Below are 26,800 nucleotides of genomic sequence, written 5' to 3' on the forward strand. Positions count from 1 at the left end.
TGCCAATACAGACAAAAGACAAAAAAAGAAAAATTTGAAAATAGTTTTTATTTTTTATCTGGCTAGGTAGCGACAAAAGGGCGTAAATCACGAGAAAGATTGTTAGAAAAATTTGGATTTTTAACTGCATTTTAACTCATCAAATAAATTTATCGCAAATTCGTCGAATTTTTTGCCTTTTAAGTGTGCTTTACAAAACTCAACTATCAGTCCGTGAAATAGCGCAAATGCGCCGTTTTCGTCGTTTGAAAAATTATCATAGCGAGAATTTGCTAGTTCAAAAATTTCACCAAATTCTAGCGCGCCAAGCCACTCGCTAATCTCGTCATAGCTCTCAAACTCATATCCAAGCGCGCCTAGCAAACGCGCAGAGTAGCTATCTGCGACCATTACGGCTCTTCCGCACGCATAGCACAAAATCGCGTCGCAGGTTTCCGCGCCTATGCCTTTTTGGCCGATAAGCCACTCACGGCTTACGGCGTGCGCAAAATTTTCAAAATCGCCAAATTCTGCCTCAATTGCCTTGCAAAGCGAGTTTAGCCGTTTTGCTTTTTGGTTATAAAATCCGCTTGGTTTGATGATTTCTGCCAAATTTTCCACGCTTAAATTCGCTAAATTTCGCAAATCCAAAAGCCCACAAATTCGCAAATTTTCAAGTGCAAGTTCAGCGTTTTTCCAGTTTGTGTTTTGTATTAAAATCGCTCCGACGATGACTTCAAATTCGCCAAAATTCGGCCACCAGCGAAAATCGTCAAATTTAGTCGCGCCAAAAAGTGCGCGAAATAGCTCAGTCGCGCTCATTTTCAGGGCTAAATTTCGCAAAAAACTCACTTGCATAGCTTAGCGCAAACTGCTTTGCGATCCGCCCGCTTCGGCTCGCCCTCAGCCTCGCAAACTCGCTAGCTTTGGCGCGTAAATCATCAAGTGCGTGCGCGAAACGCTGCCTAAACTCATCAACGCTCATAAATCTAAATGCCGCGAAATAGCTCTCCACCACGCCCAAATACTCGCTCATATTTCCACTATAAAAGCTAAGTTGCAAGCCAAATCGCTCGCTAAGGCTAATGCGCTCGTTTTTGGCGTCGCTTAAATGAAGCTCGTCGGTGCCCACCTGCGCGCCCATGTTGTCGCTGGCTAGCTCGCTCAAAATGTGTCTGCGATTTGAGGTCGCATACATTAGCACATTTTTTGGCGCGCGCTCCATAGAGCCGTCAAGTAGCGGTTTTAGGTGCTTGTAGGCGTTTTCGCCAAGCTCGAAGCTTAAATCATCGCAAAAAATGATGAAATAATAATCCTGAGCGCGAATTTCATCGATTATATCGATGAGATACTCCAAATCATCTTTGCCGATTTCGACGATTTTAAGGCCGTCTTGCAAAAATTTCGTAAAAACTGCCTTTGCTAGGCTTGATTTGCCACAGCCCGGCTCGCCCCAAAGCAAGGCGTGATTTGCCCCGCGCCCGTGGATAAAATTTCGCGTATTTTCTACAAGCGCAGTTTTTTGCGCCTCTAAGCCACAAAGCGCGTTGATATCAACAAAATCGATATCCTCTATCGCCCGCAGTTTCAATCCGTGTCTGCGAAACTGCGCTACTTGCACGCTTTGCCAATCGATTTTCAAATTTAACTCAGACATTTTTGTTTTCCTTTCGCAAATACACTAAAATTTCTGCTAGCACATCATCATCGTCTTTCGAAGGCGATTTTAGGCGGATTTTCTCGCCATTTTTATCTGTGATTACGATATTTACATCTGCACTCGAAATCGCGCGCACACCGATATTTTGGGCCAGCACCTTTATCATCATCATATCAATGAATTGTTTGGTATAAACATCGGCCTTGCCGAATCTATCCTCGATTTCAGCGTAAATTTCATTTATTTGCATAGCGTTTTCACATTTGCTAAGCCTGCGGTAAATATCAAGTCGCAACCTATCTTCCGCGATATATTCGCTGTTTAAAAAGGCATTGACTGAAATTTTAAGCTCAACGCTTGAAATGATTGTTTTTTGGTTTAAAAGCTTGTTTATCTCATCTTCTAGCATACGCAAATACAGGCTGTATCCGATAGCCTCGATATGCCCGCTTTGCGCTTCGCCGACGAGATTTCCACCACCTCTGATTTCTAGATCATGATACGCTAGCACTGAGCCAGAGCCTAGAAATGAGTTGCTCTCCAATGCCACGAGCCGTTTTAGCGCGTCGCTAGTAAGGGCGGTTTTATCGCCAATCAAATAGTAGCAAAATGCCTGTTTGTTGCTTCGCCCTACCCTGCCTCGAAGCTGGTGCAGGTCTGCTATGCCGAATTTATCGGCATTGTCGATTAAAATCGTATTGACGCGCGGCATGTGGATTCCACTCTCGACTATGCTCGTGCATAGCATCAAATCATACTCCCCAGCGATAAATTTAGCTATCTCGTCCTCGGTGGTTTGCGCATCGATTTTAGAGTGTAAGATTACGATTTTTAAATTTGGCAAAATTTCAAGCAGCCGTTTTTTCACGCTAGGCATGCTTGCGATATGATTATGCACATAAAAAATCTGCCCGCCACGGCGAAGCTCCCTAGTAATCGCCTCTTTTACGATTTTTTCGTCCCACTCTTTGACCATTGTGCGCACATCGAGGCGATCTAGTGGCGGAGTTAGAAGCGTGCTGTAACTCTTAATCTGGCTTAGCGCCATATTTAGCGAGCGTGGAATCGGCGTAGCAGACATGCTTAAAAGGTGCGAATTTTGCGATTTTTCCTTTAATTTCTCTTTTTGTTTCACGCCGAATTTATGCTCTTCATCGACGATTACAAGCCCTAAATTTGGCGCTTCGACATTTAGCAGGCTATGCGTGCCTACGCACACAATCGCTTCGTTATTTTTAAGTCGTTTTAAAATTTCGCTTTTTTCCTTTGCTTTGCTAAATCTATCTAGCCTAAAAACAGGGATTTCAAACTCTTCAAATCTCGCTTTTAGCGTAGCGTAGTGCTGAGCGCACAGCAAAGTCGTCGGCACGAAAAACAGTGCTGAAAAGCCACTTTTTATCGTCGCAAATATCGCGTTCATCGCCACTTCTGTCTTGCCAAAGCCCACATCGCCGCTTAATAGCCTATCCATGACCTTGCCACTGCGCAAATCCTGCAAAATCGCGCTAATCGCACTTTCTTGATCTGGCGTGTATGAAAACCCGCTAGAAGCGATAAATTTGGCGTAATTTGGGCCAGTATTTTCTATCATCACGCCACGAATTAGCTCGCGTTTAGCGGCGGTTTGGATTATTTTGCTAGCGATGACAAAGAGCTTTTCGCGCACCTTTTCTTTGATTTTCGCAAAGCTTGCCTTGCCTAGGCGATCAGGGCTTACTACGCCCCCACCAGCGATATATTTGTCGATTTTGTTTAGGTATTCCACAGGCAAAAGTAGCTTGTCGCCGCCTTCGTATATCAGGGCGACAAACTCACGCGAATGCCCTAAAACGGTGGCTAGTTCAAGGCCAGCGAATTTGGCGATTCCGTAGTCTTCATGCACGACAAAATCGCCAGGATTTAGCTCATCGAGCGCAAGGCTAGATTTGCGAACGCGCTTTTTAGGGATTAGCTTGTTTAATGAAACGATAATCTCATCAGAGCTGATTAAATTTAGGATAAAATCCTCTTTTAAAATTTTCGCATTGCTTAAATTTGAGAGATCCAAATGCGCCAAAAGTGCGTCATTTCGCGCGATAATGGTAATTTTGTCATTTTTGTGAAATTCGAAAAATTCGCTATTTGGCGTGATTTGCAAATCCTTAAATTTACGCGCGGCAGGTATTAGCGGCAGTGTATCAAGGACGCTTAGATCCCTTTCGGCAAAAATTTCATCTTTTTTGATAGGAGACGCTAAAACTGCGCTAAATTCTTGCAAATAATCCGCAAACCCATCAATAAACCAAAACCCAAGCGAAGTTAGATCGTTAATCAAAGCGTCGCTATCAAAGGCGTTAATTTTTTCGTTTGCGCTCTCAAACTCGCCCTTGTTTAAATTAGCCAAAAACGGCTCAATTTCGACGCTTTCTAGCTCGATTTTTTCGGATTTTTGCGTATCAATGTCAAAATGCCTAATGCTCTCGATTTCATCATCATCGAGCAAAACCCTCACCCCGCACTCGCCTCCAAGCGGAAAAATATCAATAATCTCGCCACGAAAGCTAATCTCGCCTGCGCTTTCGACGACCTGCGTCACGCTGTATCCAAGGCGCAAAATTTCATCTTTAAATTCAGCCAAATTTAGCTTTTGGGCAAATTCGATTTTTATCCCTTTTAGTTGCGATTTTGTGGGGAGTTTGTTTAAAATCGTGCGAACTGGCGAGATTAAAATTTTGCGCCCCTCGCATTTGTAATACGCGCCAAGCGAGCGTGAAATGCCGATTAGCTCGTCATAATAGCTTCGCAAATCCTCGCCAAAATGCGCCCTGAAATCAGGCAAAACAAAGGTTTTAAAACCCAAAAATTTCAACACCTCAGCGCAAAGTGCGCTATCTTTTTCATCATCTGTGATTAAAATTTGAGGACAAATTTGCGCAGAATTTTGCGCTAAAATTTGCGAAAAATACTCATAAATTCTAGCTTGCATTATTTTTGCGCCCCACTTTGCAAGACACGATTTATCTCATACCACGATACATTTGGCTCGACCGACCAAATATTTAGATTCGAGCTGTCCCACAGCATGAAATTTAGTGGATCTAGCGTCATACCCAAAAACCGCACCTCATAGTGCAAATGCGGCCCCGTGCTATACCCTGTATTGCCCGTATATCCAATAACCGTGCCTTTGCTAACCCACATGCCAGGAGCCACGCTAACCGAGCTTAAATGGCCATACCTTGTCGAAAATCCGTAATTGTGCGTGATTCGCACGAGTATGCCATATCCGTTTCCGCTCTCGCCGGCAAAATCGACAAATCCATCTGCTGTGGCGATTACCGGTGTGCCGACACTGGCGCGCAAATCTATGCCGTGGTGCATGCGTTTGACACCGGCTATCGGGTGCGTGCGCATGCCGTAATTATCGGTAATTCCGCGGTTTTTTATCGGGTAGCGGTTTGGTATGTATTGAAACATCAATTTATAAGTGTTATCGTTTGCGCTGATTGTTTTAGAGTTTGATTTGTTGCGCTTGGCTAGTCTTTCGCTGAAATACTGCGCGATTTGCGCGTCGCTCTCATCGCCGTCAGGGCCTTCGTTTGCGATATCGAGGCTGGTTTGTTCGCGCATTTGATTTGCCTGAATTATCAAATTTTGATTTTGTTTTTCTAGCTTTTCGATTTGCGCCATTAGCGTAGCATTGGTGGTTTTTAGGTTTTTTTTGTCGTTATTTAGGCGAAAAAGCGCGAAAAACAAAACGAGCAAAAACACAATGATAAATGCGACTAAAATTTTAAGTTGAAAGCGAAAATTCTCGCCAAATTGCATAGTTTTCGAGCCGAAATTATCACTAATGGTGATTTTAGTTTTTGCCAAATTTCGCCCCGTTATTATAAAATTTCAAAAATTCCTCGACTAAATGAAACGAACCAAACACCAAATAAAGCTCATTTTCATAGGTTTCACCCATAAATTCAGAGTGCGCGATACCAAGCTCGTCCAAAGCCTGCGTAATCATATCCCCGCCAAGCTCGCGACCTGGGGCATCGTAAGGCAAAATTTGGACATTTTTGATAATCGGCGCAAGTGTAGCAAGAACCTTTTTGATATCCTTATCGGCAAAGGCGTTGTAAATTAGCGTAAATTTTTTGCCCGCAAATTCCTTGGCAAGTGCTGCGGCGGCTAGTTCATTATGCCCCACATCGATAATGATATTTGGAGCGATTGCTTCGGCGCGCCCAGGCAAATCAAGGGGCAAAATTTCAGCAATTTTAAAATTTAAGCCCCAAAATTTCGCCCCAGCCACGGCTAGTTTTAAATTTGAATATTGAAAATTTGCTAGGTTGTGAGTTTTGATATATTCAGCAATTTCGCGCTTTTCATCTGCGTTTAAAAAATCGCTTGCAAACGCCAAATTTGCCCCCTTTTGCGCTGCGATTTCACGCGCGATTTTTACGCTAATCTCGTTCATCTCATCGCTTAAAATCGCATTTTTCGCCATTGCATTGAGCTTCGTGCGCGAAATTTGCTCCAAATTAACGCCAAGCATGCCGATATGATCGGTGCCAATAGGGGTAAAAAGCGAAAGCTTGGTATCAAAACTGCTCGTAGCGTCAAACTCGCCACCCATACCAGCCTCGAATACGCAGTAATCGCACTCCCTAAAATGCACCGCAGCCGCCAAAGTCAGGTATTCAAAATACGAAAGATTATTTCTAAATTTTGCCGGCAAATTTGCTTGCAAAAACTCGTGCGCACCTTGCAACTCATCGTCGCTAATCTCGCGCCCGTCGCGGTAAATGCGCTCGTTTAATCTCATAATATGCGGGCTAGTGTAGTGGCCGACGCTAAATTTAGGGCCCGAATTTCGCCCATTTGCGCCCTTTGCACTCATAATAATCCTAGATAAAAATCTGCCAGTGCTTCCCTTGCCATTGGTGCCGATGATTTGGGTGATATTTTTTAGCGGGAGTGCGCTACGCACGGCCTCAAAGGCGGCTGGAAAACGCTCGTAATCGATCTTTTTATAATAAATCGGACGAGCGTTTAAGAAGTCAAAAACCAAGCTAGTTTTTAGCGCGTTCAAGCTGTATGCCTTTGATCGCAAGCGCAGAAATAAACTCATCAAACGCCTGAGTAGAGGCATTTTCGATAGCGTCATAGCGCTCTTTGTCGCTGATGACTGAGATTGTGTCGTGTTTGTTTTTAACTAAGCGAGAGACCGAAAAATCATGGTCTCCTACGCAGTCTTTGCTAAAAATTTCGCCATTTTTAAGCTTTGTTTTGAAATTTAGCGTCAAATTTGCGCGATAACTCGTGATATAGCCGTATCTATCGTAGGTAAGGGCTGTGAAAGTTAGCCTTTTTATGCTGGCTACGATGTAGGTTTGCGCGCTAGATTTGTCGGCTAAATTTGAGCCTAGGCGCGCTACGATACCGCTTTTGACAGCGTCTTTGATAGCCACTGTGTTTTGAGGATCTGTTTTGCTCATCAGCACATCGACATACACGCTTTTTGACATAATCTGTGAAGTGATTTTTGATACTGGCTGATATCCGCAACCAACAACCAAAACCACAAACGCAAAAACGGCTAAATTTTTAATCAAATTTCTCATTTTTTCCTACTTTACGACCAAATTTACAAGTTTGTTTTTGACATAAATTTCTTTTATTAGCGTTTTATCCTCTAACCATTTTGCGACATTTTCTTTGGCAAGTGCTAAAATTTCCGCCTCGCTCGCGTCCGCATTGGCGTCGATTTCGGCGCGTTTTTTGCCATTTACGGTAACTGCAAGCGTGATAGTATCGCTCACAAAAACCTCAGGCAAAAGCTCAATTTTTGTGAAATTTTTGCGCTCAAAAAGTGTCTGGCTTAGCTCGCTTGCGATATGAGGGACGATTGGTTGAAGTAAATTTAGGATAATAAAATATCCCTCAGTGTAAATATCGGCGTTATCCTGCGCATTTAGGGCATTTAGAGCCTCCATACACGCCGCGATTAGGGTGTTAAAGGCGAAATTTTCCGTATAGACATCGTGTGATTTTTTTAGCGCTTCATAGACTTTTAATCTCGCGTATTTTTCATCTTTGCTTAAATTTGCGTGGTTAATGCTAGGAATTTTATCTGTTTTATACGCATTGCTTGAACGCTCGTAAAGGCGGTTTAAAAACTTATAAGCGCCCTCTACTGCGCTATCGTTCCACTCTAACTCTTTTGCAGGAGGTGCTGCAAAAAGTATGAAAAGTCGCGCAGTATCAGCCCCATAAGTAGCGATGATATCATCAGGATCGACGGTGTTGCCCTTAGATTTGCTCATTTTTGCGCCGTCTTTTAGCACCATGCCTTGTGTCAAAAGTCTAGCAAACGGCTCACTATCGCGCAAATAACCCAAATCGCGCAATGCTTTTTGGAAAAATCTAGCGTAAAGCAGGTGCAAAATCGCATGCTCGATACCGCCGATGTATTGATCCACGCTCATCCAGTAATTCACGCTCTGCTCGTCAAATGCCTTGCTTGTCCAAGTTTTCTCATCGCTTGCATAGCGCGCGAAATACCAGCTACTCTCGAAAAATGTATCAAGCGTATCAGTCTCGCGAACGGCCTTTCCGCCACATTTCGGGCAGGTGCAGTGCTTCCAAGTAGGGTGTTTATCAAGCGGATTGCCAAGTCCTGTGATTTGCACATCATCAGGCAACGCAACTGGCAAATTTTCGATTTTTTCGCCAACTAAACCGCATTTTTCGCAGTGAATCATAGGAATCGGCGCGCCCCAGTAGCGCTGGCGTGAAACGCCCCAGTCGCGGAGTTTGAAATTTACCACACGAGAGCCTAAATTTCGCTCTTCAAAAATTTGCAAAATTTTCTCATTTGCCTCTTTGTATTTTAGGCCATTTAAAATTTCAGAATTTGCGTAAATTCCTGTTTTTTCGACATGCGGTAGGGTTTCGTTTTCGAAAATATTTATAATTTCAAGTCCAAATTTACTCGCAAACTCAAAGTCCCTCTCATCGCCTGCTGGCACAGCCATAACCGCGCCATCGCCATAATCTGCCAAAACAAAATTTGCTATCCACACTGGGATTTTTTTGCCAGTTAGGGGGTGTAGGACATTTACGCCTAGATACGCTCCGTCTTTATCGGCGATTTGTCGCTCTCTTGGGCTTTGGTTTAGGATCGTGCGGACCTTTTGCTCTACATCTTTTGGAAGTAAATTTTTCTCCAAAAGCTTCGCAATAACCGCGTGTTCAGGCGCAAGAGCTGAGTAGCTCATACCATAAATCGTATCAGGGCGAGTCGTAAATACATCAAATCCGTCGATTCCGTCTAGCCTCTCACGGCTTTCATCGTCAAATTTAAAGCGGAATTTCAAACCCTCACTTCGCCCAATCCAGTTTTCTTGCATAGTTAGGACTTGATTTGGCCATTTTCCCTCCAAATCCTTCAAACAATCAAGCAGTTCCTGCGCATAATCAGTGATTTTTAGGTAGTAGCCTTGCATTTGTTTTTGCACTACTTCATTGCCACAGCGCCAGCATTTGCCATCTTCGACCTGCTCGTTTGCAAGCACGGTGCCGTCGTGTTCGCACCAGTTTAGCAGTGAGCTTTTGCGATAAATCAGCCCCTTTTCATACATTTTGATGAAAAATTCCTGCTCCCATTTTGTATAAAGTGGATCAGAAGTAGCTAGCAATCTACGCTTTGAAAAGCTAAATCCAAGCCTGTCTAGCTCATTTTTCATATAATCAATATTTTCGTAAGTCCATTTTTTGGGGTGAATTTTGTGTTTAATCGCTGCATTTTCTGCTGGCATACCAAAGCTATCAAAGCCGATTGGTTGGAGCACATTATATCCTTGCAAGCGGTAGTAGCGTGAAAGCGCGTCGCCGATAGCGTAGTTTCGCACATGCCCCATGTGGATACGGCCACTTGGGTATGGAAACATCGAAAGAATATATTTTTTAGGTAAGCTATAATCGTCCTTTGGCTCTGCTTCACCCTCATCGTTCCAAATTTTTTGCCATTTTAACTCTATCTCTTTGCTATTATAAGCCATTATTACTCCTAAAATTCATCTTTTGATTTGGCTGATTCTACGGTGATTAGCACTAATGAGAAAATCACAGCAATCAGCGCGCCGATACAAAGCGCGGTTATGACAGAGAGATCGCCTGGATGAACTATCATAAGCACAAACGCTGGAATTAGGTGCAAATCAGCCACAAGCGAGCTTGCGAAAAGCTCGGCTGAGAGCATGTTGCGCACACCGACTTTAAGTAGCGTTGAGACTGCATTAATACTAGCAGCGATAAAGAGCAAAAGCTCGTGTCTTTCATAGATAAATCCAGCGATTGTAGTCGCACTCATCAAAGCAAAAAATATGTATGTTACTCTTCCCCAGTTCATTTTCTATCCTTATACAGTGCCTTTTTCATACATTGCGCGCATTTTTTCTTTTTCTTTGGCGCGTCGTTGTTTATCAGCCAAAAACGCGCGGTATTTTTCCACATCGAAACCAAATAAAATCAAAAGCGGTGCAGCGATGAAAACCGAGCTAAATGTTCCAGCGATAACGCCAACAAGCATAACAAGGCTAAATCCATGTATCATAGCCCCACCCCAAACGAACAAAATCACAATTACAAGCAAGGTCGTAAATGAAGTCAAAAATGTCCTTGAAAGCGTAGCTGAGATTGATTCGTTTATAACCTCAGTTAGCTTAATGGATTTGCTAGTGCGCACACCCTCTCTAATCCTATCGAAAACGACGATAGTATCGTTTAGCGAATAACCCATAATCGTAAGAAGTGCGGCTAAAATTTCAAGGTTAAAATCGATTTTAAATAGTATCAGTGCGCCACATGCGATGATGACATCGTGCAAATCCGAAATCACCGCCGCAATCGCAAATCTCCACTCAAAGCGAATTGTGATATAAACCAAAATCAGCGCAAACGAAACGCAAAGCGCCATAATTCCCTTTGTGCGTAGTTCGCTACCGACCTTTGGACCTACGACATCGACCTTGCGAACCTCGAAATTTCCACTTCCTTTTAAAATTTCCTTTGTCGCCAAAGCTGGATTATCGCCCAAAGAATCGCTACTGCCAGAGTATCTAATGGTAACTTCTTCATCGCTTCCAAACTCAGTTACATTTATATTTCCTAAATTTGCTGCTTCAAAACGAGTGCGAATTTCATCAAGCGGGGCTTTTTGGTCGTATTTGACCTGGATTAGCGTTCCACCGCTAAAATCGATACCATAAGTAAAGCCCTTAATCAAAAATAGCCCAATCGAGCCAATTATCAAAATCGCAGATATCACAAATGCGATATGTCTAAATTTCATAAAATCATAAATTTTATCACTATCAAATACCTGCATTTTGCGCCTTTCTGACTTTATAACCTAGCCAAAATTTCGTATTTTTGCTCTTTTCCATTTTGCCCATTACCACCTCAAACATACCATGAGTGCCCAAAATCGCAGTAATCATCGACGCGATGATGCCTATACTCATAGTTACCGCAAAGCCCTTAACAGGGCCTGTACCATACGCATACAAGGCAGCCGAAGTTATCAGCGTAGTGATATTTGCATCTACAATCGCACTCATAGCGTTTTCGTAGCCTTTGGTGATACTTTGGCTAATAGAGCCACCAGCTTTTAGCACCTCCCTTATGCGCTCATTTATGATGACATTAGCATCGACCGCCATACCCACGGTTAGCACGATACCAGCCATACCAGGCAGGGTCAGTGTCGCCCCAAACAGCGCCATAAATGCTATCAAAAATAAAATATTTACAACTAGCGCGATATCTGCAAACACGCCAGCCATGCCATAGTATAAAACCATAAAAATCAAAATTACAATCGCCGCGAAAGTTAGGGCTTTCACGCTTTGATCTATGCTATCTTGACCTAGGCTTGGTCCGATACTGCGCGATTCGCTCACGCTAACAGGAGCCAAAAGCGCACCAGAGCGCAGCGCAATCGCCACATCGTGGGCTTCTTGCACGCTAAATCCGCCACTGATTTGTCCGCTTCCGCCACCAATTCGCTCGTTAATGCGCGGAGCTGAATAAACCTTGCCATCAAGCACGATTGCAAGGCGTCTGCCGACATTTTCGCCTGTAAAATCGCCAAAAATTTGCGCGCCTTGTGAATTAAGCGTGAAATTTATGATTGGCTGATTTGTGTTTTGATCGAAAGCCACCCTAGCATCGACTAGCATAGCGCCGTCTAAAACCGGAATTTCGTTGATTAGGTATTTATACTCTGGATTTTTCGCGTCAGGATATATTACATCGCCGTAGCTTTTGGCCTCTTCTTCGCTCATCGTTAAGGCTCTGTCTTGGCGAATCTCATCAAGTGCCATGAGCTGTAAATGCGCTGCTTTGGCGATTAAATCTTTGGCTCGTTGCTCTTCTTCTGAGCTCTTAATTCCAGGAAGCTCAACTAGGATATAGCTCTCGCCCTGTTTGGCGACCGTTGGCTCAGCAAGGCCGAATTGATCCAAGCGGTTGCGTATGGTATCCACAGCCTGAGCGATCGCGTATTCTTTGGTGCTAGCGATCTCTTCTGGCGTTAGGCTTACGCGGTATTTCTCGCCAGTTTTGGCGATTTCAAGCCCACTAGCAGCAGAGTGAAGCAAAGCGTCAAATTTAGGCGCTTCATCGGGGTCTAAAATTTCAAATTCGAAAAAATCGCTATCAAGCTTCAAACCGTCCATTAGCAAATCATCGCGCTTGGCAGCGTAATTTACGCTAGCTGCGATTGATTTGATTTTCGAAGTTATCGCCTCGTCGCTTTGGACTTCGAGCAGCATGTGAAGACCGCCTTGCAAATCAAGTCCGAGGTTGATTTTATCGCCCTTTTCGCTCTGCAAAATCGAAGGCATAGCAAAAATCAAACTAAAAATTGCCGCTACTAAAAAGGCAATCAAACGATATGTAATCTTACTACGCATCTAACCTTCTTGCGATATAAAGTTTGTCTAGTTCGACGATAACATCATCATTAAGCTTAACTGTGATAAAATCCTCACTTGTTTTTACGACTGTGCATTTTAGTCCGCCACTTGTGACGATTTTATCGCCCTTAGCGAGCGCATCAACCATAGCTTTATGCTCTTTTGCTTGTTTTTGTTGCGGTCTGATTAGCAAAAAGTAAAAAATCCCAACAAAGACAATTAGAGGTAATAATGTTCCAAAAAGACTTCCTTGTTCCATCGTTTTCCTTTGTAAAAAATTTAAAAAGAGAGTATTTTACATTAAATAAAATAAATAACGGCTTTTTTCTTGCGCTTGGAGTTTCAAATTTTATATTTATCGAAATTTTAAGCCAAAATTTAGGTGGAATTTTACCACTTTTGGCTGAATTTTTCTCGCCACTAATCGCGATTTTTGCGCTATTTGTCCTTTTAAAAAGCAAAAAGCAAATTTGGTTTTGGTTTGGGTTTTTTATCGGCGCGATTTGGTTTTATTGGATTAGTTTTAGCCTGATTTATTTTGGACTTTCGTTTTTAATCCCAGTTGAAATTTTAGGAATTTGTCTGATTGCGGGGGCGATTTTTCGTATTTTTGCCATTTTTGATGAGCCGATAGCGCGCGCGCTTTGTTTGGTGGGGCTGAAATTTATCCACCCATTTGGCTTTGATTGGCTAAATTTCGAGCTTTTGTTTTCACACGGTATTTTTAGAGCCGAAATTTTCGCATTTTGCGCGATTTTGGCTGGAATTTGCATTTTGATAAAACTTAGGCACAAAGCCAAAATTTTGCTTTTTTGCGCTTGCTTGATTTGCGCGCTAGAATTTAAAGAAAAAGAAGCTGAATTTTTGCCATTTAAAATAAAACTTGAAAATTCACAAATTTCACAATTTGACATCTGGGGCGAGGATAAAATTTTAGACGCAATTAGAGAAAATTTAGCCAAAATCGACGAGGCGATAGAAAGTGGCTACGAGGCGATAGTATTGCCAGAGAGCGCATTTGCTCTGTATCTAAACCGCGAGGAAGCCTTAAAGGAAATTTTGCTAGAAAAATCGCATAAAATTTCGATTGTAGCCGGTGCCGAGGCGTATGAAGAGTCTAAATTTTACAACAGCGCGTATGTTTTTGAAAACGGAAATTTGCGCAGATTTGACAAGCACATTTTGGTGCCTTTTGGCGAGCAAGTGCCACTGCCCGCGCCGATTAGAGATTTTATAAATAACACATTTTTAGGCGGGGCTAGCGATTTTTCGATTGCGCCAAATTTTAGTTTTTATACAATCAAAGAAATCCCCGTAAAAAGCGCGATTTGCTACGAGGCGACAAGGGGCGAGTTTTACAGTGATGACCCAAAATTTGTCGTGGCGATTTCAAACAACGGCTGGTTTATCCCTAGCTACGAACCGCACCTGCAACGCCTGATAATCCGCTATTACGCCACGCTAAGCGGAGCCAGTGTGTATCACGCCATAAACGCAAGCCCTAGCGAGATAATCACACCCAAAAAACTATGGGTGAATAAATTTTTGGCATTATTTAAAACGGCGTAAAAAGCTATTTTTAAACGAGTTTTAGATAACATAATCAAATTTTTTCAAGGAGCATTAAAATGGCAAAATTTAATCGTGTGCTCGTTAAATTTTCAGGCGAGGCACTGGCTGGAAAAGATGGTTTTGGAATAGATAGTGAAATTTTAAAATTTATAGCCAGAGAGATTAAACAGCTCGTCGATAACGGTATCGAGGTAGGTATCGTAATCGGTGGCGGAAACATTATCCGAGGCGTAAGCGCGGCAGCTGGCGGTATCATCAAACGCACAAGTGGCGATCACATGGGCATGCTAGCAACCGTAATCAACGCAATCGCTATGCGCGAGGCGCTCGAATACAACGGTATAGATGTGCGCGTGCAAAGTGCGATAAAAATGGAAGCAATCTGCGAAACCTTCATCATCGGCAGAGCCAAAAGACATTTGGAGAAAAAACGGGTCGTAATCTTTGCAGCAGGCACTGGAAATCCATTTTTTACCACTGATACAGCTGGCACTTTAAGAGCGGTCGAAATCAGCGCAGACGCGATTATCAAAGCTACAAAGGTAAATGGAATTTATGACAAAGATCCGCATAAATTCGATGACGCAGTGCTTTTAAATACCATTACCTACGATCAAGCCTTGCACGATAATATCAAGGTCATGGACGATACTGCAATCGCCCTAGCCAAGGACAACAAGCTTCCAATCATCGTGTGCAATATGTTTGAGAGCGGAAATTTACACAAAATCATCAATAACGGCGATTTAAGCCAATGTTCAATCGTAAAAAACTAAAAAAGGAGAATTAATGAGAACAGAACAAATCATAGCAAAAGCGTTGAAAGTCACAGGAGGCGATCGCTACAAGCTATCACTAATGACTACTAAACGCACAGAAGAGCTTGCCGCTGGTGCAACTCCACTTGTCGAAAACATCGACACACGCAATATGAAATTTGCAGATATTGCGATTTTAGAATTAGCAGAAGGTAAGATTACCCTAGATGGAATCATTGACAAGGATTAGTGACGGCTATTTAGAAAGCCTTATCGAAGATATTGTCGAAACAAAGGAGATCGAGGACGCCAAACGGCTACTTTATAGCCTAAAAGAGCCTACCCCAGTGCTTGTAGATGCGATAAATTTATGCGTTACGCAGCATGAAGGGCAGTTTCGCAAAAGTGGCGAGCCATACGCAATCCACCCGATTTTGGTAGCGTGTTTCGTCGCATTTATGGGCGGTGATGACGCTATGGTCATTTCTGCACTTTTGCACGATGTGGTCGAGGATACGGATTTTAGCACCGAGCAAGTCGGGGATAGATTTGGCGAAGATGTCGCAAAAATCGTAGAGGGTATGACAAAAATCGTAAATATCCGCGAGGATAAACTAGCCCCTTCTGGCGATAAAAACGCCAAGCTTCGCACCACAGCTCTGACATTTCGCAAAATGCTGATGATCTCTATCGAAGATCAGCGCGTTTTGGTCGTCAAACTCTGCGATAGGCTCCATAACATGCTAACCCTAGAAGCATTGCGCCCAGATAAGCAAAAACGCATAGGCGAAGAGACGCTTCTAGTTTATGCACCGATCGCGCACAGGCTTGGAATTTCATCTATCAAAAATATCTTAGAAGATTTGAGCTTTAAATATGTAATGCCAAAAGAATACGCCACAATCGCAAACTATGTCGAAGAGCATAAACAACAACTCCAAATAAATTTAAGCAAATTTAGCGAAACGATTAGCGAGTATCTGCTTACAAACGGATTTAGCGAAAACAGCTTTGAAATTCAAAAGCGTATGAAGCATTACTATTCAATCTACCTAAAAATGCAAAGAAAGGGCATTTCGATTGAAGAGGTTTTGGATTTGCTAGCTATCCGCATAATCGTGCAAAAGCCGATGGATTGCTACCTAGCACTTGGCGTAATCCATACCAAATTTAACCCTTTGATTTCGCGATTTAAAGACTATATCGCCCTACCTAAACAAAACGGCTACCAGACGATTCACACTACCGTTTTTAACGACAGCATGATAGTCGAGGTCCAAATCCGCACCACAGAGATGCACAACACAGCCGAGCTTGGCGTGGCTGCGCACTGGAAATACAAATACTCTGGCTCGCTAAATCCTAAGCTTGATTGGATTAGCGATATTGGCTTGCAAGAAGCTGACGATTCAAACGCCGATGATTTATATGAATATGCCAAAGATAGCCTTTATATCGAGGATATCGCAGTTTATTCGCCAAAGGGCGGAATTTTCACGCTCCCACGAGGTGCGACTGCGCTTGATTACGCTTATGAAATACACTCACAAGTCGGTCTCAAAGCCGTCGAAGCCTTTGTCAATCGCATAAAAGTCCCGCTTCTAACCGAGCTTCAAAACGGCGATATCGTCCATATCATCACAGGAAACAACCCGCACTATCGTTGTAGCTGGCTAAATTCGGTAAAAACAGGAAAAGCAAGAGCTACAATTAAGGCGTTTTGTAAGCAAAAAATTCGCGATGTAAATCAAGAAGTAGCGATTAAAATTTTAAGTGCGATTTTCGCCACAACCGAAGAGAGCGTGATAAACTGGGTAGAAAAAGAAAATTTAATCAAAAAAGTCGGCAAAGCAAGCTATGATTCGGTATTTTTGAAAGATGTCGTAAATGCGCTGAAAAAATACCCACTCAAAGAGAAGCTTTTTAATATGAAATTCCGCGATAAATACAGCATCGAAAAGCAAAAATTCGACAATATCGTAGTGTATTCAAACTACAAAATCAACGAAGTAGAGTTTGATTACTGCTGTAATCCTAAGCGCGGGGACGATATCATCGGATTTCGCAACGGACACAATGTCACGGTTCATCATAAGCTTTGCGAAAGAGCGGCAAATTTGATGAAAAGCGATGAGATGATTTTCGTCAAATGGACGCGAAACGCGCCACACAGGTATAAAATCATACTAAATATCGAAAACAAACGGGGCTCACTGGCTGAGTTTTTAACATATTTGGCTAAACTAAGCGTCGATTTAGTTTCGATAAATTTAAACGAAAACAACGAAGCTGTGTCTGATTTTTTCGAAATCATTATAGAATTAAACGAAAATTTAGACCACACTTATATCAAAGACAGATTAAAAAATAGATATAAAATCGCTGATTTTATATCATTAGATGATGTGTATAAAAACTAATAAAAGGGAGAATAAATGGCTGACATTAAAGATATAATGGCAAATTTCAAACGCGGAGTAAGCGAGATAATAGGCGAAGAGCAAATCGAGGCTTTGATTACTAAATTTTACGAGAGTGGCGAAACATTTTTGGTAAAAATCGGCATGGATCCAACAGCACCTGATTTGCACCTAGGACACACTGTCGTGCTAAACAAACTCGCATTTTTGCAACAACACGGCGCAATCGTGCAGTTTTTGATCGGCGATTTCACAGCTCAAATCGGCGATCCAACAGGCAAAAGCGAAACTAGAAAAAAGCTTCCTCACCATGTCGTAATGCAAAATGCCAAAACCTACGAAGAGCAAGTTTTTAAAATTTTAGACCCAGAAAAAACAAAGGTAATGTTCAACTCTGAATGGACAAATCGCTTAGGCGCTAGCGGTGTAATCGAGCTATCAAGCACATTTAATGTAGCCAGAATGCTAGAAAGAGATGATTTCGAGAAACGCTACAAGGCCGAAATGCCAATTAGCATTAGCGAATTTTTATACCCGCTTTTGCAGGGCTATGATAGCGTATGTATGAAATGCGATATCGAATTTGGCGGCACTGATCAAAAATTTAACCTTCTTATGGGACGCCAACTCCAAAGAGTTTATAATGTAGGCAAAGAACAAGCCGTCGTTATGATGCCACTTCTTGTAGGCACTGACGGGGTAAATAAAATGAGCAAGAGCCTAGGAAACTATATCGGCGTAACAGACGCTCCAAACGATATGTATGGCAAGGTAATGAGTATCAGCGATGATTTGATGTGGGATTGGTATAATCTACTATCACAAAAAAGCAACGAAGATATCGCACTAATCAAACAATTCGTAGCAGACGAAGCTGTGCATCCAAAAGCCGTAAAAGAGGAGCTTGCCACAGAAATCGTTACGAGATTTTATGATGAAGATGTCGCATTAGAGGCAAAAGAAGAATTCGATAGAGTTCATGGCGGAAACGAGCTTCCAGCAGAAATCCCTGAATTTAGCGTTTCAGCCCCAGCGTGGATTGTCAAAGCTCTGCTTATTTGCAAGCTAGCCACTTCTAGCTCGGATGCAAGACGCCTAATCAAATCAAACGCCGTCAGCGTCGATCAGACCAAAATTTCAGACGAGCAACTCCAACTAAGTGCTGGCGAATACACCTTACAAGTAGGAAAGAAAAAATTTGCTAAATTAAAGGTAAGATAATGAGCGTTAAAATCGGCAAATACGAGATAAAACACCCTATTATCCAAGGCGGAATGGGGCTAGGGATTAGCTGGGATAAGCTAGCTGGAAATGTCAGCTTAAATGGCGGTTTGGGCGTGATTAGCTCGGTAGGGACTGGATATTATGACGACCTTAAATTTTCGGAAAAGTGTATCCACGATAGACCATTTTCTTCGCTAAATTTTTATAACAAAAAAGCCCTTACTCAAATCGTAAAAAACGCTCGCGAAATCTGTGGCGACGCACCACTAGCGATGAATATCATGTGCGCGGCTAATGATTATGAGCGCATTGTAAAGGATTCTTGCGAAGCTGGGATAAATATCATCATTAGCGGTGCTGGACTTCCTACGAATTTGCCTGAATTTACCGCTGATTTCCCAGATGTCGCGCTTATGCCTATCGTTTCATCTGCCAAGGCTCTAAAAATCATAGCCAAGCGTTGGAGTGGCAGATACAACCGCCTGCCTGATGGCGTCGTGCTAGAAGGCCCACTAAGTGGCGGTCATCAGGGCTTTACCTACGAGCAATGCACCGACCCAGAGTATCAGCTAGAAAAATTAATCCCGCAAGTAAGAGCCGAAATCGATAGCTGGGGCGAATTCCCACTATTTGCAGCAGGTGGAATTTGGGACAAAAACGATATAGATAAAGCCAAAAGCCTAGGCGCAAACGGCGTTCAAATGGGCACTAGATTTATCGGCACATTTGAGTGCGACGCCCACGAGAAATTTAAAGAGGTCTTACTAAAAGCCACAAAAGAAGATATCAAACTTCTAAAATCCCCAGTAGGCTACCCTGCACGCGGAATTCATACGAATTTGCAAGATATGATTGCCGCTGGAAGCGCACCGAAAATTTCATGCGTTAGCAACTGCGTGGCACCTTGTGAGCGTGGCAAAGGCGCCAAACTCGTCGGATACTGCATAGCAGATCGCCTAAGCGATGCTTATCTTGGCAGACAAGAGAGCGGGCTGTTTTTCACAGGCGCGAACGGTTGGAAGCTAAATGAAATCATTTCTGTAAAAGAATTAATGGAAAAACTCGTAAATGGCGAAGATAGTTAAAATTTTATGCGCTATTGTTTTTAGCGTAAGTTTCGCATTTGGCGCGAACGCTAGTAGCGTTTTTGCGAATTTTGACAAAAACTATGTCAGTGCTAGCAAAACCGCGAAAAAAGAGCTTCACAGCGAGCTTAAAAAAATTTATTCCGCCACTTCAAATAAAGATAAAAAAACCAAAATTAGCGTCCTAAAACGGCTAACTTATAGTAGCGAGGTGCTTGGGTATTCAAACTACTCTGTGTATAAATCCGAGCTAGAAAAACTAGGTGCCAAGGCCGATTACAAGCCATCTATCACGGACGCTAAAAAAACTTTAAGCAAGGCTGATTTGGAGTTTTTAAACTCAGGCAAAATCACGCCAAATAGCACGAAAATCGATAAATCAAAGCCTTTGATTTTGCAATCAATCAGTAACGATGAAAATAGCGTCAGGGTAAAATTTAATAGAGATTTAGACCACAGCGAGTATAAAAATTTCATCATCACGCAGGGTAAAATTTATCGCTATGTCCTAGATTTTAACGCCAAAAACAGCTCGCACACCACGAGATTAACGGGTAGTTTCGTAGATGAAGTTCGCACTTCGCAGTATAACGACAAAATCGCCCGTGTCGTGCTAAATCACAACCAAAAATTTAACCCAAAGATTGAAATTTTTGGCGATGAGTTAATCATCGCCAAAGCAGGGACTAAAATCGCTATGCCAGCGCAAACTAGCGCAAAAGCCACTCAGGTAAATTCAGCCAAAAGCGAGGCAAGCGGGACGAATAAAATTTACAAATCTACAAAAGGCAAACTAATCGTCATAGACCCAGGCCATGGCGGCAAAGATAGTGGCGCTATCGGAAATGGTTTAAAGGAAAAAACTATCGTTCTTGCAACCTCCAAAAAGCTTGGCGCACTGCTTCAAAAACGCGGTTACAAGGTGCTTTATACCAGAAGCAACGATGTATTTATCAACCTCAAATCCCGCACAGCTTTCGCCAACAAAAAAAATGCCGATATGTTTATTTCGGTGCATGCAAACGCCGCGCCAAACGCCAAACAAGCGCCAAATTTCAGTGGCGTGGAGACATTTTTTTTAAGCCCAGCCAAATCAGAGCGTAGCAAAAATGTCGCAGCATTTGAAAACCAAGGCGACATGGAGGATATGAACGCGTTTTCGCAAGAGACATTTTTAAATTTCTTAAATAGAGAAAAAATAATCGCCTCAAACAAGCTTGCAATCGATATCCAAAGCTATATGTTAAATTCCGTCCAAAAAAGCTACAAAAGCAAAGACGGCGGTGTCAGAGAGGGGCCGTTTTGGGTGCTAGTGGGGGCTACAATGCCAGCTGTGCTCGTAGAAATGGGCTATATCTCACACCCAAGCGAGGGCAAAAACCTAGGCACCTCTGCATACCAAGATCGCATAGCCCAAGGTATCGCAAACGGCGTAGATGCGTATTTTCAAAAGAATAAGTGATGAAATTTATCAACGACGCACCATTTAGTGAAATTTACGAGGATTTTTATTTTAATTTCAAAAATCCTCTTGGCGAGAGTGAATATGTCTTTATAAGCGCGCTAGATACGGCGTTTGCGAGTAGTGCGCCTATCATCGTGGGCGAGCTAGGATTTGGCGTAGGGCGCAACTTTTTGCTCTGCGCAAAAAAAGCACTTAAATTTAACAAACGCCTACACTTTGTCTCAATCGAAAAAAATCCACTAAACAAAGACGAATTAACCGAAATTTGGGCTAAATTTAGCGAACTCTCATCAGTTTCTAAAATTTTAATCAAAAAACTCCCGCCCCTTACCAAGGGAATCCACCGCATAAATTTTTCCAAAAAAATCACGCTTGATCTTTGCATTGGCGAGGCTAGCGAGCTAATTGGTGAGCTTGATTTCAAGGCCGATGCGTGGTTTTTAGACGGATTTTCACCCGCAAAAAACGAAACCATTTGGAGCAAAGAGATTTTTGCCGCCCTTACGCCACTTTGCAAAAAGGGCGCGATTTTAGCGACATACACAAGCGCTGGCTGGGTGGCAAAATCACTGCGCGAGGCAGGGTTTTTCGTCGAGAAAACAGACGGATTCGACACCAAACGCCACATGATTAGGGCGAAATTTTTGCGCGAAGATGATGAAGTAGAGAATTTTTATTTTGCTAGAAATTACCCAGAAATTTTGCCAATACAGTTTTCAAATTTCGCCGATTTATCCGCCACGCACTGCCTATACGACCCTAATTCATACGATGAAGAGCGCGCACCGCAGGCGCAAACCCCCACAGCAATCGTAGTGGGAGCAGGAATTGCTGGGCTTTGCACGGCTTTTAAGCTTAAAAAGGCCGGTTTTAGCGTCAGCGTGATAGATAAAAGAAGCGAAGCTGGGCTAAATGGTAGCGGGAATTTCACAGGCGTATGCGCCCCACTGATCACCAAAGAGGGCGTGAAGCTTGGAGAAATGCACATACACGCATTTGATTTGGCTCTTAGCTTTTATGCCAAACACGCTCCCAAAAAGCTAGCTAGCCTGCTTGGGGCGCAGGATTTTGCCTATGATAGCGAGCTTTTATCGAGATACCAAAGCGCAGGAAACCCCGAAATTTACGAATTTAAAGCGCACTCAAAACCATATCCAAGCATAATGATAAAAAACGCCGTCCTAGCTCACCCGCACAAGCTCTGCAAACATTTCGCCAAAAAACTCGGCGTCAAATTTAACCACGAAATGCTAAATTTCAAAAAGCAAAATGAAAAATTCGAAGTGATTTTAAAAGACCGCGCAAGCCTATTTTGCGATATTTTAGTCCTTTGCGCAGGAAGCGAGAGCGAGGAGTTTTTCGGTCGCGGCGCAGTATCACAAAACGCCAAATTTAACCTAGATCCTAGCGTGCAAATCAGCTCCGTGCGCGGACAAACCACGCTAATTCGCCCGCTAATCAAAACCAAATTTCCACTCAGTGCCTCTGGCTACATCTGCCCAGCCGTGGGCAAAAGGCAACTCATCGGCGCAACTTACGATAGGAAGTGCTACCACGACGAAGCAAGGGCAATCGACGATGTCAAAAATCTAGAAAGCGTTGGCGAGTTTTTGAGCAAAAAGGCCAAAATCATCGGCTCTAAGGTCGGATATAGGGGATATAGTGGCGATAGATTTCCGCTAATTGGCCCAGTGTGCGAGCCAGAAACTCTGGCGCGAGATTTCAAGGATCTGCCATGGAGCAAAAACAAAAAATCCGCCAGACGCGCCAAATTTATCCCAAATTTATATCTTAACACAGCGCATGGCGCGCACGGGCTAAGCACCGCAGTTTTGGGCGCAGAGCTTATATGTGATTATGCACTTTCGCGCCCGCTTTGCGTGCCACGCTCGATCGCAAACGAGCTAATGCCATCGCGCTTTTTGATTCGCAAACTCAAAAAAGGACTAATCAAATGAAAAAACTAATCCTAATAATTCTAATCCTTTTTGCCCTCAGCGCGCTCACACTTTACGGCATTTCGAGGACAAATCCAAATTTGTTTGCCGAGATTAAAATTTTAGCTATTTTGCTAAATACCGCGCTTTTCGCCCTTGCGCTTGTGATAATCGCAATCAAAGAAAAGGACGCCGTGCGCTTTCCGTTTCTCACGGCTGTGATTTTGGCGCTGTTTTCTGGGCTCATAAACGGCGCGATAATCTTTAAAAACCGCTACTATATCATCGCAACGGCGGTTTTGTTTATCGTTTTTGTGGTCTATTTGCAGATCAAACACCGCAGATTTTCGAATAAAATTTACAAAACCGAAGAATAGTTAAATTTTAATTCAATAATAAATTTTGATAAATTTTAAATTTAGCGAATTTGAAATTTTAAAATTTCCCCATTTCGCTGGCGCAACCCCCAAACCCTGCCCCGAAATTTCGCATTGTTAAAAAGGCGTTTTTGGCGCATGATTTGTCATTGCGAGCGCGCACCGCGCGCATGGCAATCTACGAGTAAAAAATTTCTACCGCTAAATTTGCTGTCATTGCAAATACACCTTACTCACAATGACACATTAACAAATTCACAAATTTTGTAAGTTGAGAATTTGTTACTCATCTTTTATCCTTTTCATTAAAATTTTTGTTTATCAAATTTTGTTTTAAAATATCGATAATTTCATAATCTTTATATCCACAAGTCCAATCACCACCTTCAAACAAGCCCTTTTCAGCGAATAATCTAAATAAGAGAAAATTTTTCATATAAACATCATAAATTTTTGCTATGACTTTTTCTTCATTATTTTTGTTATAAACATTCCAATGATGAAATGTGCTAACGAAATTATTTTGATTGTTATTTGTTTCTACGCGACTAAAACGCAAATTTTCAATATCCAAATTTGTATAATTTTTATCTATAATTTCCATATAATAGCTTTTAGAAATTTGACATTTATAACCAAATGTAGCAAATTTGGCTATGTCATAAGCCGATAATCCTAATAAAATAAGAGCCGAAACAACTAAATATTTTTTATTAAATTTATTCATTTTTTTATCAATTATCACCAATATAATCAACATTGGAATAAGTGGAAAAATATACATAAATAATGGAATAAGCACAAGCAAAATACAGATAAATTTTATGGTTTTATTTGTATTTGTAAGTATGATTTGTTTAATTAAAATTGCAGAAACAATACTTATAAATAAAATTAGGATTAAAATTTCCATTTTTTATCCTTTGTATTAAAATTTTTTATACTCAAATACACTAAATTATTTCTTATTTCACTTTCTTGTTTAGGAGTTAAACTATGAAGTATTATTGTTGGGAGAATTTTAAATATTCTTTTTTTAAAAACAGCCACTACTTCTGTAACCCCACAATATCCATACGAAAAAAATCTATCGATTTGCTTTGCTTGCAATGTAATTTTAAATCCCAAAATATCCATATAAATCATTTTATCTTCGTAAATTTCAAAATAATCAAAAAATATTATAGAATATAAAATTTGCAAAATTATCAAAGAAATATATACACAAACAATGTTTAAAATTATGCTAAAAATTGAAATACCTAAAACAAAATTTGGAATAGCAAAAATTATCGGTAACCAACAAATTAGCAAATAAATAAACAAATCAAAAGCTACATACAATGGATTTCTTTTATCCAACCTATAAAGTAATTTTGGTTCGTTTTTATTCTCTAAATTTTCCATTTTTTCCCTCACTCACACTTCTTACTTTGCCCTGCGTCTCGTCCCGACCTGCCCTGCTTCGCACACCACCGCTCGCTCGAAATGACAGCAAATCTAGCGCAAGGAATTTTAAAGTCGTAGATTGGCGCGCGCGGTATGCGCGCTCGCAATGAAACTAAATTCGCGCTTTGATAATTTTCACTCGTAGATTGCTTCGATGACTTCGTCATCTCGCAATGACAATGGCGAACAAATTTGCATAATTTGCAAATTTCGGGGCAGTGTTTAAAAAGCCCTCGCTAGCGGATTATGATAACCCGCTAATTACGCCATCGTCACTGATTTTCATATCCAGCGCGCTAGGGTGTTTGGAAAGTCCCGGCATTAGCATGATTTTGCCAGCCACAGCCACGATAAACTTAGCCCCAGTTCGGATTTGCAAGTCTTTCACCCTTAGGCTAAACCCGCACGCGCGACCCAGCGCCTTTTCATCATCGCTGAAACTATACTGCGTCTTGGCGATACACACATCATAATCTTCTAGCCCAAGCGCGCGAATTTGCTCCAACGCCCCAAGTGCGGCCTCTTCGAAAATAACCTCTTTTGCGCAGTAAATTTTAGTGGCGATTTTTTCGATTTTTGTTTTTATATCATCGGTTTTATCGTAAGTGTAGTTGATATTTTTTAGGATTTTGCACTCGGCAAGGACGAGTTTTGCCAAATCCGTCGCCCCAACTGAGCCTTTGGCGAAATTCTCGCAAAGCGCCATTTTGACACTGCGCGCAGTGCAGTAGTTGCGCACGAACTCAATCTCTTCGTCGCTATCGAAGCTAAATTTATTCAGTGCGACAATCGGATTTAGACCGAAATTTTGCAAAATTTCAATATGCCCGCCTAAATTTTCGATTCCCACCATAAGCGCTTCTAAATTTGGCTTAGTGATTTCGTCTTTGGCTGCGCCGCCATTGTATTTGAGCGAGCGAATCGTAGCCACCAAAACCACCGCATCAGGGGCGATACCTGCGCGCGGACATTTGATATCGAGGAATTTTTGCGCGCCAAGCTCAGAGCCAAATCCAGCCTCAGTTACGACAAAATCGGCTAGGCTCATCGCCGTTTTTGTAGCAATTATCGAATTGCACCCATGAGCGATATTGGCAAAAGGCCCGCCATGCACGAAAGTAGGCGTATGTTCGATACTTTGAAATAAATTTGGCTTAATCGCCTCTTTTAAAAGCACACTCACAGCCTGCTCACAACCCAAATCTCGCACGAAAATCGGCTTGTCATCTTCATCGTAAGCCACCATGATATTTGCGATATTCTCTTTCAAATCTGCCAAATTTTTCGACAAACACAAAATCGCCATAATCTCGCTAGCAGCGGTGATATTAAAGCCGTCTTTGCGCTCTACGCCATCAAATTTACCACCCTGCCCCACGGTGATTTGGCGCAGTGCGCGATCGTTCATATCCATGCAACGCTTCCAAAGCACGGTTTTGATTTTAAGTGGATTTCCTTGATAAATCGAGTTGTCGATAATCGCGCTTATTAGATTGTTTGCGCTAGTAATGGCGTGAAAATCGCCCGTGAAATGCAAATTTAGCTCCTCCATGGGTGCGAGTTGCGAGTATCCTCCACCTGCTGCGCCACCTTTTATGCCAAATACTGGACCCAGAGAGGGCTCACGAAGTGCCAAAGCCACGCTTTTACCCAGCGATTTTATCGCGTCAGCTAAGCCAATCGAGGTCGTGGTTTTGCCCTCGCCATAAGGAGTTGGACTAATGGCTGTAACTAAAATCAGCTTTGCGCCCTGCGCGCCTTTTTCGCCGTGTATGCTATACTCGCGTCCCGTAATTTTCGCCTTATAAAATCCATAAGGCTCGATTTCATCTTTTTTCAGACCTAGTTTTTTGCCGATTTTTGTGATTTTTTTAAGTTTTGCATTGTGCGTAATTTCGATATCGCTTAACATTTTTTCC

At 42.2% G+C, this 26,800-nt stretch carries 23 protein-coding genes; 9 read left to right on the forward strand and 14 right to left on the reverse strand.

The window, feature by feature from the left end; all coding sequences use genetic code 11:
* Positions 1-120 precede the first annotated feature (120 nt).
* From OFN91_RS06525 to yajC, 11 genes are read right to left on the reverse strand one after another with little or no spacing between them, the layout of a single operon-like run.
* Positions 121-801 carry a 3-methyladenine DNA glycosylase gene (locus OFN91_RS06525; RefSeq protein WP_270873717.1) on the reverse strand — a complete coding sequence of 227 codons (681 nt, stop codon included), beginning with the start codon at positions 799-801 and terminating at the stop codon, positions 121-123.
* Entirely contained in the window at positions 788-1,636 is an 849-nt protein-coding gene (locus OFN91_RS06530; protein WP_270873681.1) for an ATP-binding protein, read from the reverse strand. The genes OFN91_RS06525 and OFN91_RS06530 overlap by 14 nt, the downstream gene beginning before the upstream one ends.
* Positions 1,629-4,604, reverse strand: a complete 2,976-nt coding sequence (locus OFN91_RS06535) for a DEAD/DEAH box helicase (protein WP_270873682.1) — start codon at positions 4,602-4,604, stop codon at positions 1,629-1,631. Before OFN91_RS06535 ends, OFN91_RS06530 begins: the two co-directional genes overlap by 8 nt.
* Positions 4,604-5,494, reverse strand: coding sequence for a M23 family metallopeptidase (locus OFN91_RS06540; RefSeq protein WP_270873683.1), 891 nt, complete (start codon positions 5,492-5,494; stop codon positions 4,604-4,606). The genes OFN91_RS06535 and OFN91_RS06540 overlap by 1 nt, the downstream gene beginning before the upstream one ends.
* Positions 5,481-6,704: a Mur ligase family protein gene (locus OFN91_RS06545; protein WP_270873684.1), complete on the reverse strand. Its 1,224-nt coding sequence runs from the start codon at positions 6,702-6,704 to the stop codon at positions 5,481-5,483. The genes OFN91_RS06540 and OFN91_RS06545 overlap by 14 nt, the downstream gene beginning before the upstream one ends.
* Positions 6,685-7,236, reverse strand: a complete 552-nt coding sequence (gene lptE, locus OFN91_RS06550) for an LPS assembly lipoprotein LptE (protein WP_270859283.1) — start codon at positions 7,234-7,236, stop codon at positions 6,685-6,687. The genes OFN91_RS06545 and lptE overlap by 20 nt, the downstream gene beginning before the upstream one ends.
* 6 nt (positions 7,237-7,242) lie before the next feature.
* The gene (gene leuS / locus OFN91_RS06555; protein WP_270873685.1) at positions 7,243-9,675 is read right to left on the reverse strand and encodes a leucine--tRNA ligase; all 2,433 of its coding nucleotides are present in this window, start codon (positions 9,673-9,675) and stop codon (positions 7,243-7,245) included.
* Positions 9,676-9,683: 8 nt separating this feature from the next.
* Complete coding sequence (locus tag OFN91_RS06560; protein ID WP_270859281.1) at positions 9,684-10,025, reverse strand: DUF6394 family protein; 342 nt, start codon at positions 10,023-10,025, stop codon at positions 9,684-9,686.
* Between the two features lie 9 nt (positions 10,026-10,034).
* Positions 10,035-11,003 (reverse strand): protein translocase subunit SecF, encoded by a 969-nt coding sequence (secF, locus tag OFN91_RS06565; protein ID WP_270873686.1) that lies wholly within the window; start codon positions 11,001-11,003, stop codon positions 10,035-10,037.
* Positions 10,990-12,591 carry a protein translocase subunit SecD gene (gene secD, locus OFN91_RS06570; protein ID WP_270870527.1) on the reverse strand — a complete coding sequence of 534 codons (1,602 nt, stop codon included), beginning with the start codon at positions 12,589-12,591 and terminating at the stop codon, positions 10,990-10,992. Before secD ends, secF begins: the two co-directional genes overlap by 14 nt.
* Positions 12,584-12,853, reverse strand: a complete 270-nt coding sequence (gene yajC / locus OFN91_RS06575; RefSeq protein WP_270862572.1) for a preprotein translocase subunit YajC — start codon at positions 12,851-12,853, stop codon at positions 12,584-12,586. Before yajC ends, secD begins: the two co-directional genes overlap by 8 nt.
* Between yajC and OFN91_RS06580 the strand changes: the two genes are divergently transcribed.
* Genes OFN91_RS06580 through OFN91_RS06620 form a run of 9 tightly spaced genes read left to right on the forward strand, consistent with a single transcriptional unit; the run spans position 12,826 to position 23,432 of the window.
* Positions 12,826-14,163 (forward strand): apolipoprotein N-acyltransferase, encoded by a 1,338-nt coding sequence (locus OFN91_RS06580; protein ID WP_270873687.1) that lies wholly within the window; start codon positions 12,826-12,828, stop codon positions 14,161-14,163. The two genes, yajC and OFN91_RS06580, sit on opposite strands and share 28 nt — an antisense overlap.
* A 59-nt stretch (positions 14,164-14,222) precedes the next feature.
* Positions 14,223-14,942 (forward strand): UMP kinase, encoded by a 720-nt coding sequence (gene pyrH, locus OFN91_RS06585; protein WP_270859276.1) that lies wholly within the window; start codon positions 14,223-14,225, stop codon positions 14,940-14,942.
* 13 nt (positions 14,943-14,955) lie between these two features.
* Positions 14,956-15,174: a DNA-directed RNA polymerase subunit omega gene (locus OFN91_RS06590; RefSeq protein WP_270859275.1), complete on the forward strand. Its 219-nt coding sequence runs from the start codon at positions 14,956-14,958 to the stop codon at positions 15,172-15,174.
* Positions 15,152-17,344 (forward strand): RelA/SpoT family protein, encoded by a 2,193-nt coding sequence (locus OFN91_RS06595; protein WP_270873688.1) that lies wholly within the window; start codon positions 15,152-15,154, stop codon positions 17,342-17,344. Before OFN91_RS06590 ends, OFN91_RS06595 begins: the two co-directional genes overlap by 23 nt.
* Positions 17,345-17,359: 15 nt before the next feature.
* Complete coding sequence (gene tyrS, locus OFN91_RS06600) at positions 17,360-18,565, forward strand: tyrosine--tRNA ligase (protein WP_270859273.1); 1,206 nt, start codon at positions 17,360-17,362, stop codon at positions 18,563-18,565.
* A complete protein-coding gene (locus OFN91_RS06605; RefSeq protein WP_270859272.1) occupies positions 18,565-19,653 on the forward strand; it encodes a nitronate monooxygenase in 1,089 nt (362 codons plus the stop codon). Before tyrS ends, OFN91_RS06605 begins: the two co-directional genes overlap by 1 nt.
* The gene (locus OFN91_RS06610) at positions 19,637-21,115 is read left to right on the forward strand and encodes an N-acetylmuramoyl-L-alanine amidase (protein ID WP_270873689.1); all 1,479 of its coding nucleotides are present in this window, start codon (positions 19,637-19,639) and stop codon (positions 21,113-21,115) included. The genes OFN91_RS06605 and OFN91_RS06610 overlap by 17 nt, the downstream gene beginning before the upstream one ends.
* Entirely contained in the window at positions 21,115-23,076 is a 1,962-nt protein-coding gene (gene mnmC / locus OFN91_RS06615; protein WP_270873690.1) for an FAD-dependent 5-carboxymethylaminomethyl-2-thiouridine(34) oxidoreductase MnmC, read from the forward strand. The genes OFN91_RS06610 and mnmC overlap by 1 nt, the downstream gene beginning before the upstream one ends.
* Positions 23,073-23,432 (forward strand): hypothetical protein, encoded by a 360-nt coding sequence (locus tag OFN91_RS06620; RefSeq protein WP_270873691.1) that lies wholly within the window; start codon positions 23,073-23,075, stop codon positions 23,430-23,432. The genes mnmC and OFN91_RS06620 overlap by 4 nt, the downstream gene beginning before the upstream one ends.
* 286 nt (positions 23,433-23,718) lie before the next feature.
* Here OFN91_RS06620 and OFN91_RS06625 read toward each other — a convergent pair whose 3' ends face one another.
* The 3 genes from OFN91_RS06625 to OFN91_RS06635 form a co-directional block, all read right to left on the reverse strand.
* Positions 23,719-24,345 (reverse strand): hypothetical protein, encoded by a 627-nt coding sequence (locus tag OFN91_RS06625; protein ID WP_270873692.1) that lies wholly within the window; start codon positions 24,343-24,345, stop codon positions 23,719-23,721.
* Positions 24,333-24,839 (reverse strand): hypothetical protein, encoded by a 507-nt coding sequence (locus tag OFN91_RS06630; RefSeq protein ID WP_270873693.1) that lies wholly within the window; start codon positions 24,837-24,839, stop codon positions 24,333-24,335. The genes OFN91_RS06625 and OFN91_RS06630 overlap by 13 nt, the downstream gene beginning before the upstream one ends.
* A gap of 286 nt (positions 24,840-25,125) precedes the next feature.
* The gene (locus OFN91_RS06635; RefSeq protein WP_270873694.1) at positions 25,126-26,793 is read right to left on the reverse strand and encodes a formate--tetrahydrofolate ligase; all 1,668 of its coding nucleotides are present in this window, start codon (positions 26,791-26,793) and stop codon (positions 25,126-25,128) included.
* Positions 26,794-26,800: the final 7 nt, after the last annotated feature.

Source organism: Campylobacter sp. JMF_08 NE1, assembly GCF_027737875.1.
Classification (GTDB): Bacteria; Campylobacterota; Campylobacteria; order Campylobacterales; family Campylobacteraceae; genus Campylobacter_B.

What these genes read in the sequence shown, in the direction of transcription:
- OFN91_RS06610 (WP_270873689.1), top strand. Translation starts at nt 19,637, where the DNA reads ATGGCGAAGATAGTTAAAATTTTATGCGCTATTGTTTTTAGCGTAAGT.
- OFN91_RS06560 (WP_270859281.1), bottom strand. Translation starts at nt 10,025, where the DNA reads ATGAACTGGGGAAGAGTAACATACATATTTTTTGCTTTGATGAGTGCG.
- OFN91_RS06635 (WP_270873694.1), bottom strand. Translation starts at nt 26,793, where the DNA reads ATGTTAAGCGATATCGAAATTACGCACAATGCAAAACTTAAAAAAATC.
- OFN91_RS06605 (WP_270859272.1), top strand. Translation starts at nt 18,565, where the DNA reads ATGAGCGTTAAAATCGGCAAATACGAGATAAAACACCCTATTATCCAA.
- yajC (WP_270862572.1), bottom strand. Translation starts at nt 12,853, where the DNA reads ATGGAACAAGGAAGTCTTTTTGGAACATTATTACCTCTAATTGTCTTT.
- OFN91_RS06525 (WP_270873717.1), bottom strand. Translation starts at nt 801, where the DNA reads ATGAGCGCGACTGAGCTATTTCGCGCACTTTTTGGCGCGACTAAATTT.
- OFN91_RS06630 (WP_270873693.1), bottom strand. Translation starts at nt 24,839, where the DNA reads ATGGAAAATTTAGAGAATAAAAACGAACCAAAATTACTTTATAGGTTG.
- OFN91_RS06580 (WP_270873687.1), top strand. Translation starts at nt 12,826, where the DNA reads ATGTTCCAAAAAGACTTCCTTGTTCCATCGTTTTCCTTTGTAAAAAAT.
- tyrS (WP_270859273.1), top strand. Translation starts at nt 17,360, where the DNA reads ATGGCTGACATTAAAGATATAATGGCAAATTTCAAACGCGGAGTAAGC.
- secD (WP_270870527.1), bottom strand. Translation starts at nt 12,591, where the DNA reads ATGCGTAGTAAGATTACATATCGTTTGATTGCCTTTTTAGTAGCGGCA.
- lptE (WP_270859283.1), bottom strand. Translation starts at nt 7,236, where the DNA reads ATGAGAAATTTGATTAAAAATTTAGCCGTTTTTGCGTTTGTGGTTTTG.
- pyrH (WP_270859276.1), top strand. Translation starts at nt 14,223, where the DNA reads ATGGCAAAATTTAATCGTGTGCTCGTTAAATTTTCAGGCGAGGCACTG.
- OFN91_RS06595 (WP_270873688.1), top strand. Translation starts at nt 15,152, where the DNA reads ATGGAATCATTGACAAGGATTAGTGACGGCTATTTAGAAAGCCTTATC.
- mnmC (WP_270873690.1), top strand. Translation starts at nt 21,115, where the DNA reads ATGAAATTTATCAACGACGCACCATTTAGTGAAATTTACGAGGATTTT.
- OFN91_RS06625 (WP_270873692.1), bottom strand. Translation starts at nt 24,345, where the DNA reads ATGGAAATTTTAATCCTAATTTTATTTATAAGTATTGTTTCTGCAATT.
- OFN91_RS06535 (WP_270873682.1), bottom strand. Translation starts at nt 4,604, where the DNA reads ATGCAAGCTAGAATTTATGAGTATTTTTCGCAAATTTTAGCGCAAAAT.
- OFN91_RS06590 (WP_270859275.1), top strand. Translation starts at nt 14,956, where the DNA reads ATGAGAACAGAACAAATCATAGCAAAAGCGTTGAAAGTCACAGGAGGC.
- leuS (WP_270873685.1), bottom strand. Translation starts at nt 9,675, where the DNA reads ATGGCTTATAATAGCAAAGAGATAGAGTTAAAATGGCAAAAAATTTGG.
- secF (WP_270873686.1), bottom strand. Translation starts at nt 11,003, where the DNA reads ATGCAGGTATTTGATAGTGATAAAATTTATGATTTTATGAAATTTAGA.
- OFN91_RS06530 (WP_270873681.1), bottom strand. Translation starts at nt 1,636, where the DNA reads ATGTCTGAGTTAAATTTGAAAATCGATTGGCAAAGCGTGCAAGTAGCG.
- OFN91_RS06620 (WP_270873691.1), top strand. Translation starts at nt 23,073, where the DNA reads ATGAAAAAACTAATCCTAATAATTCTAATCCTTTTTGCCCTCAGCGCG.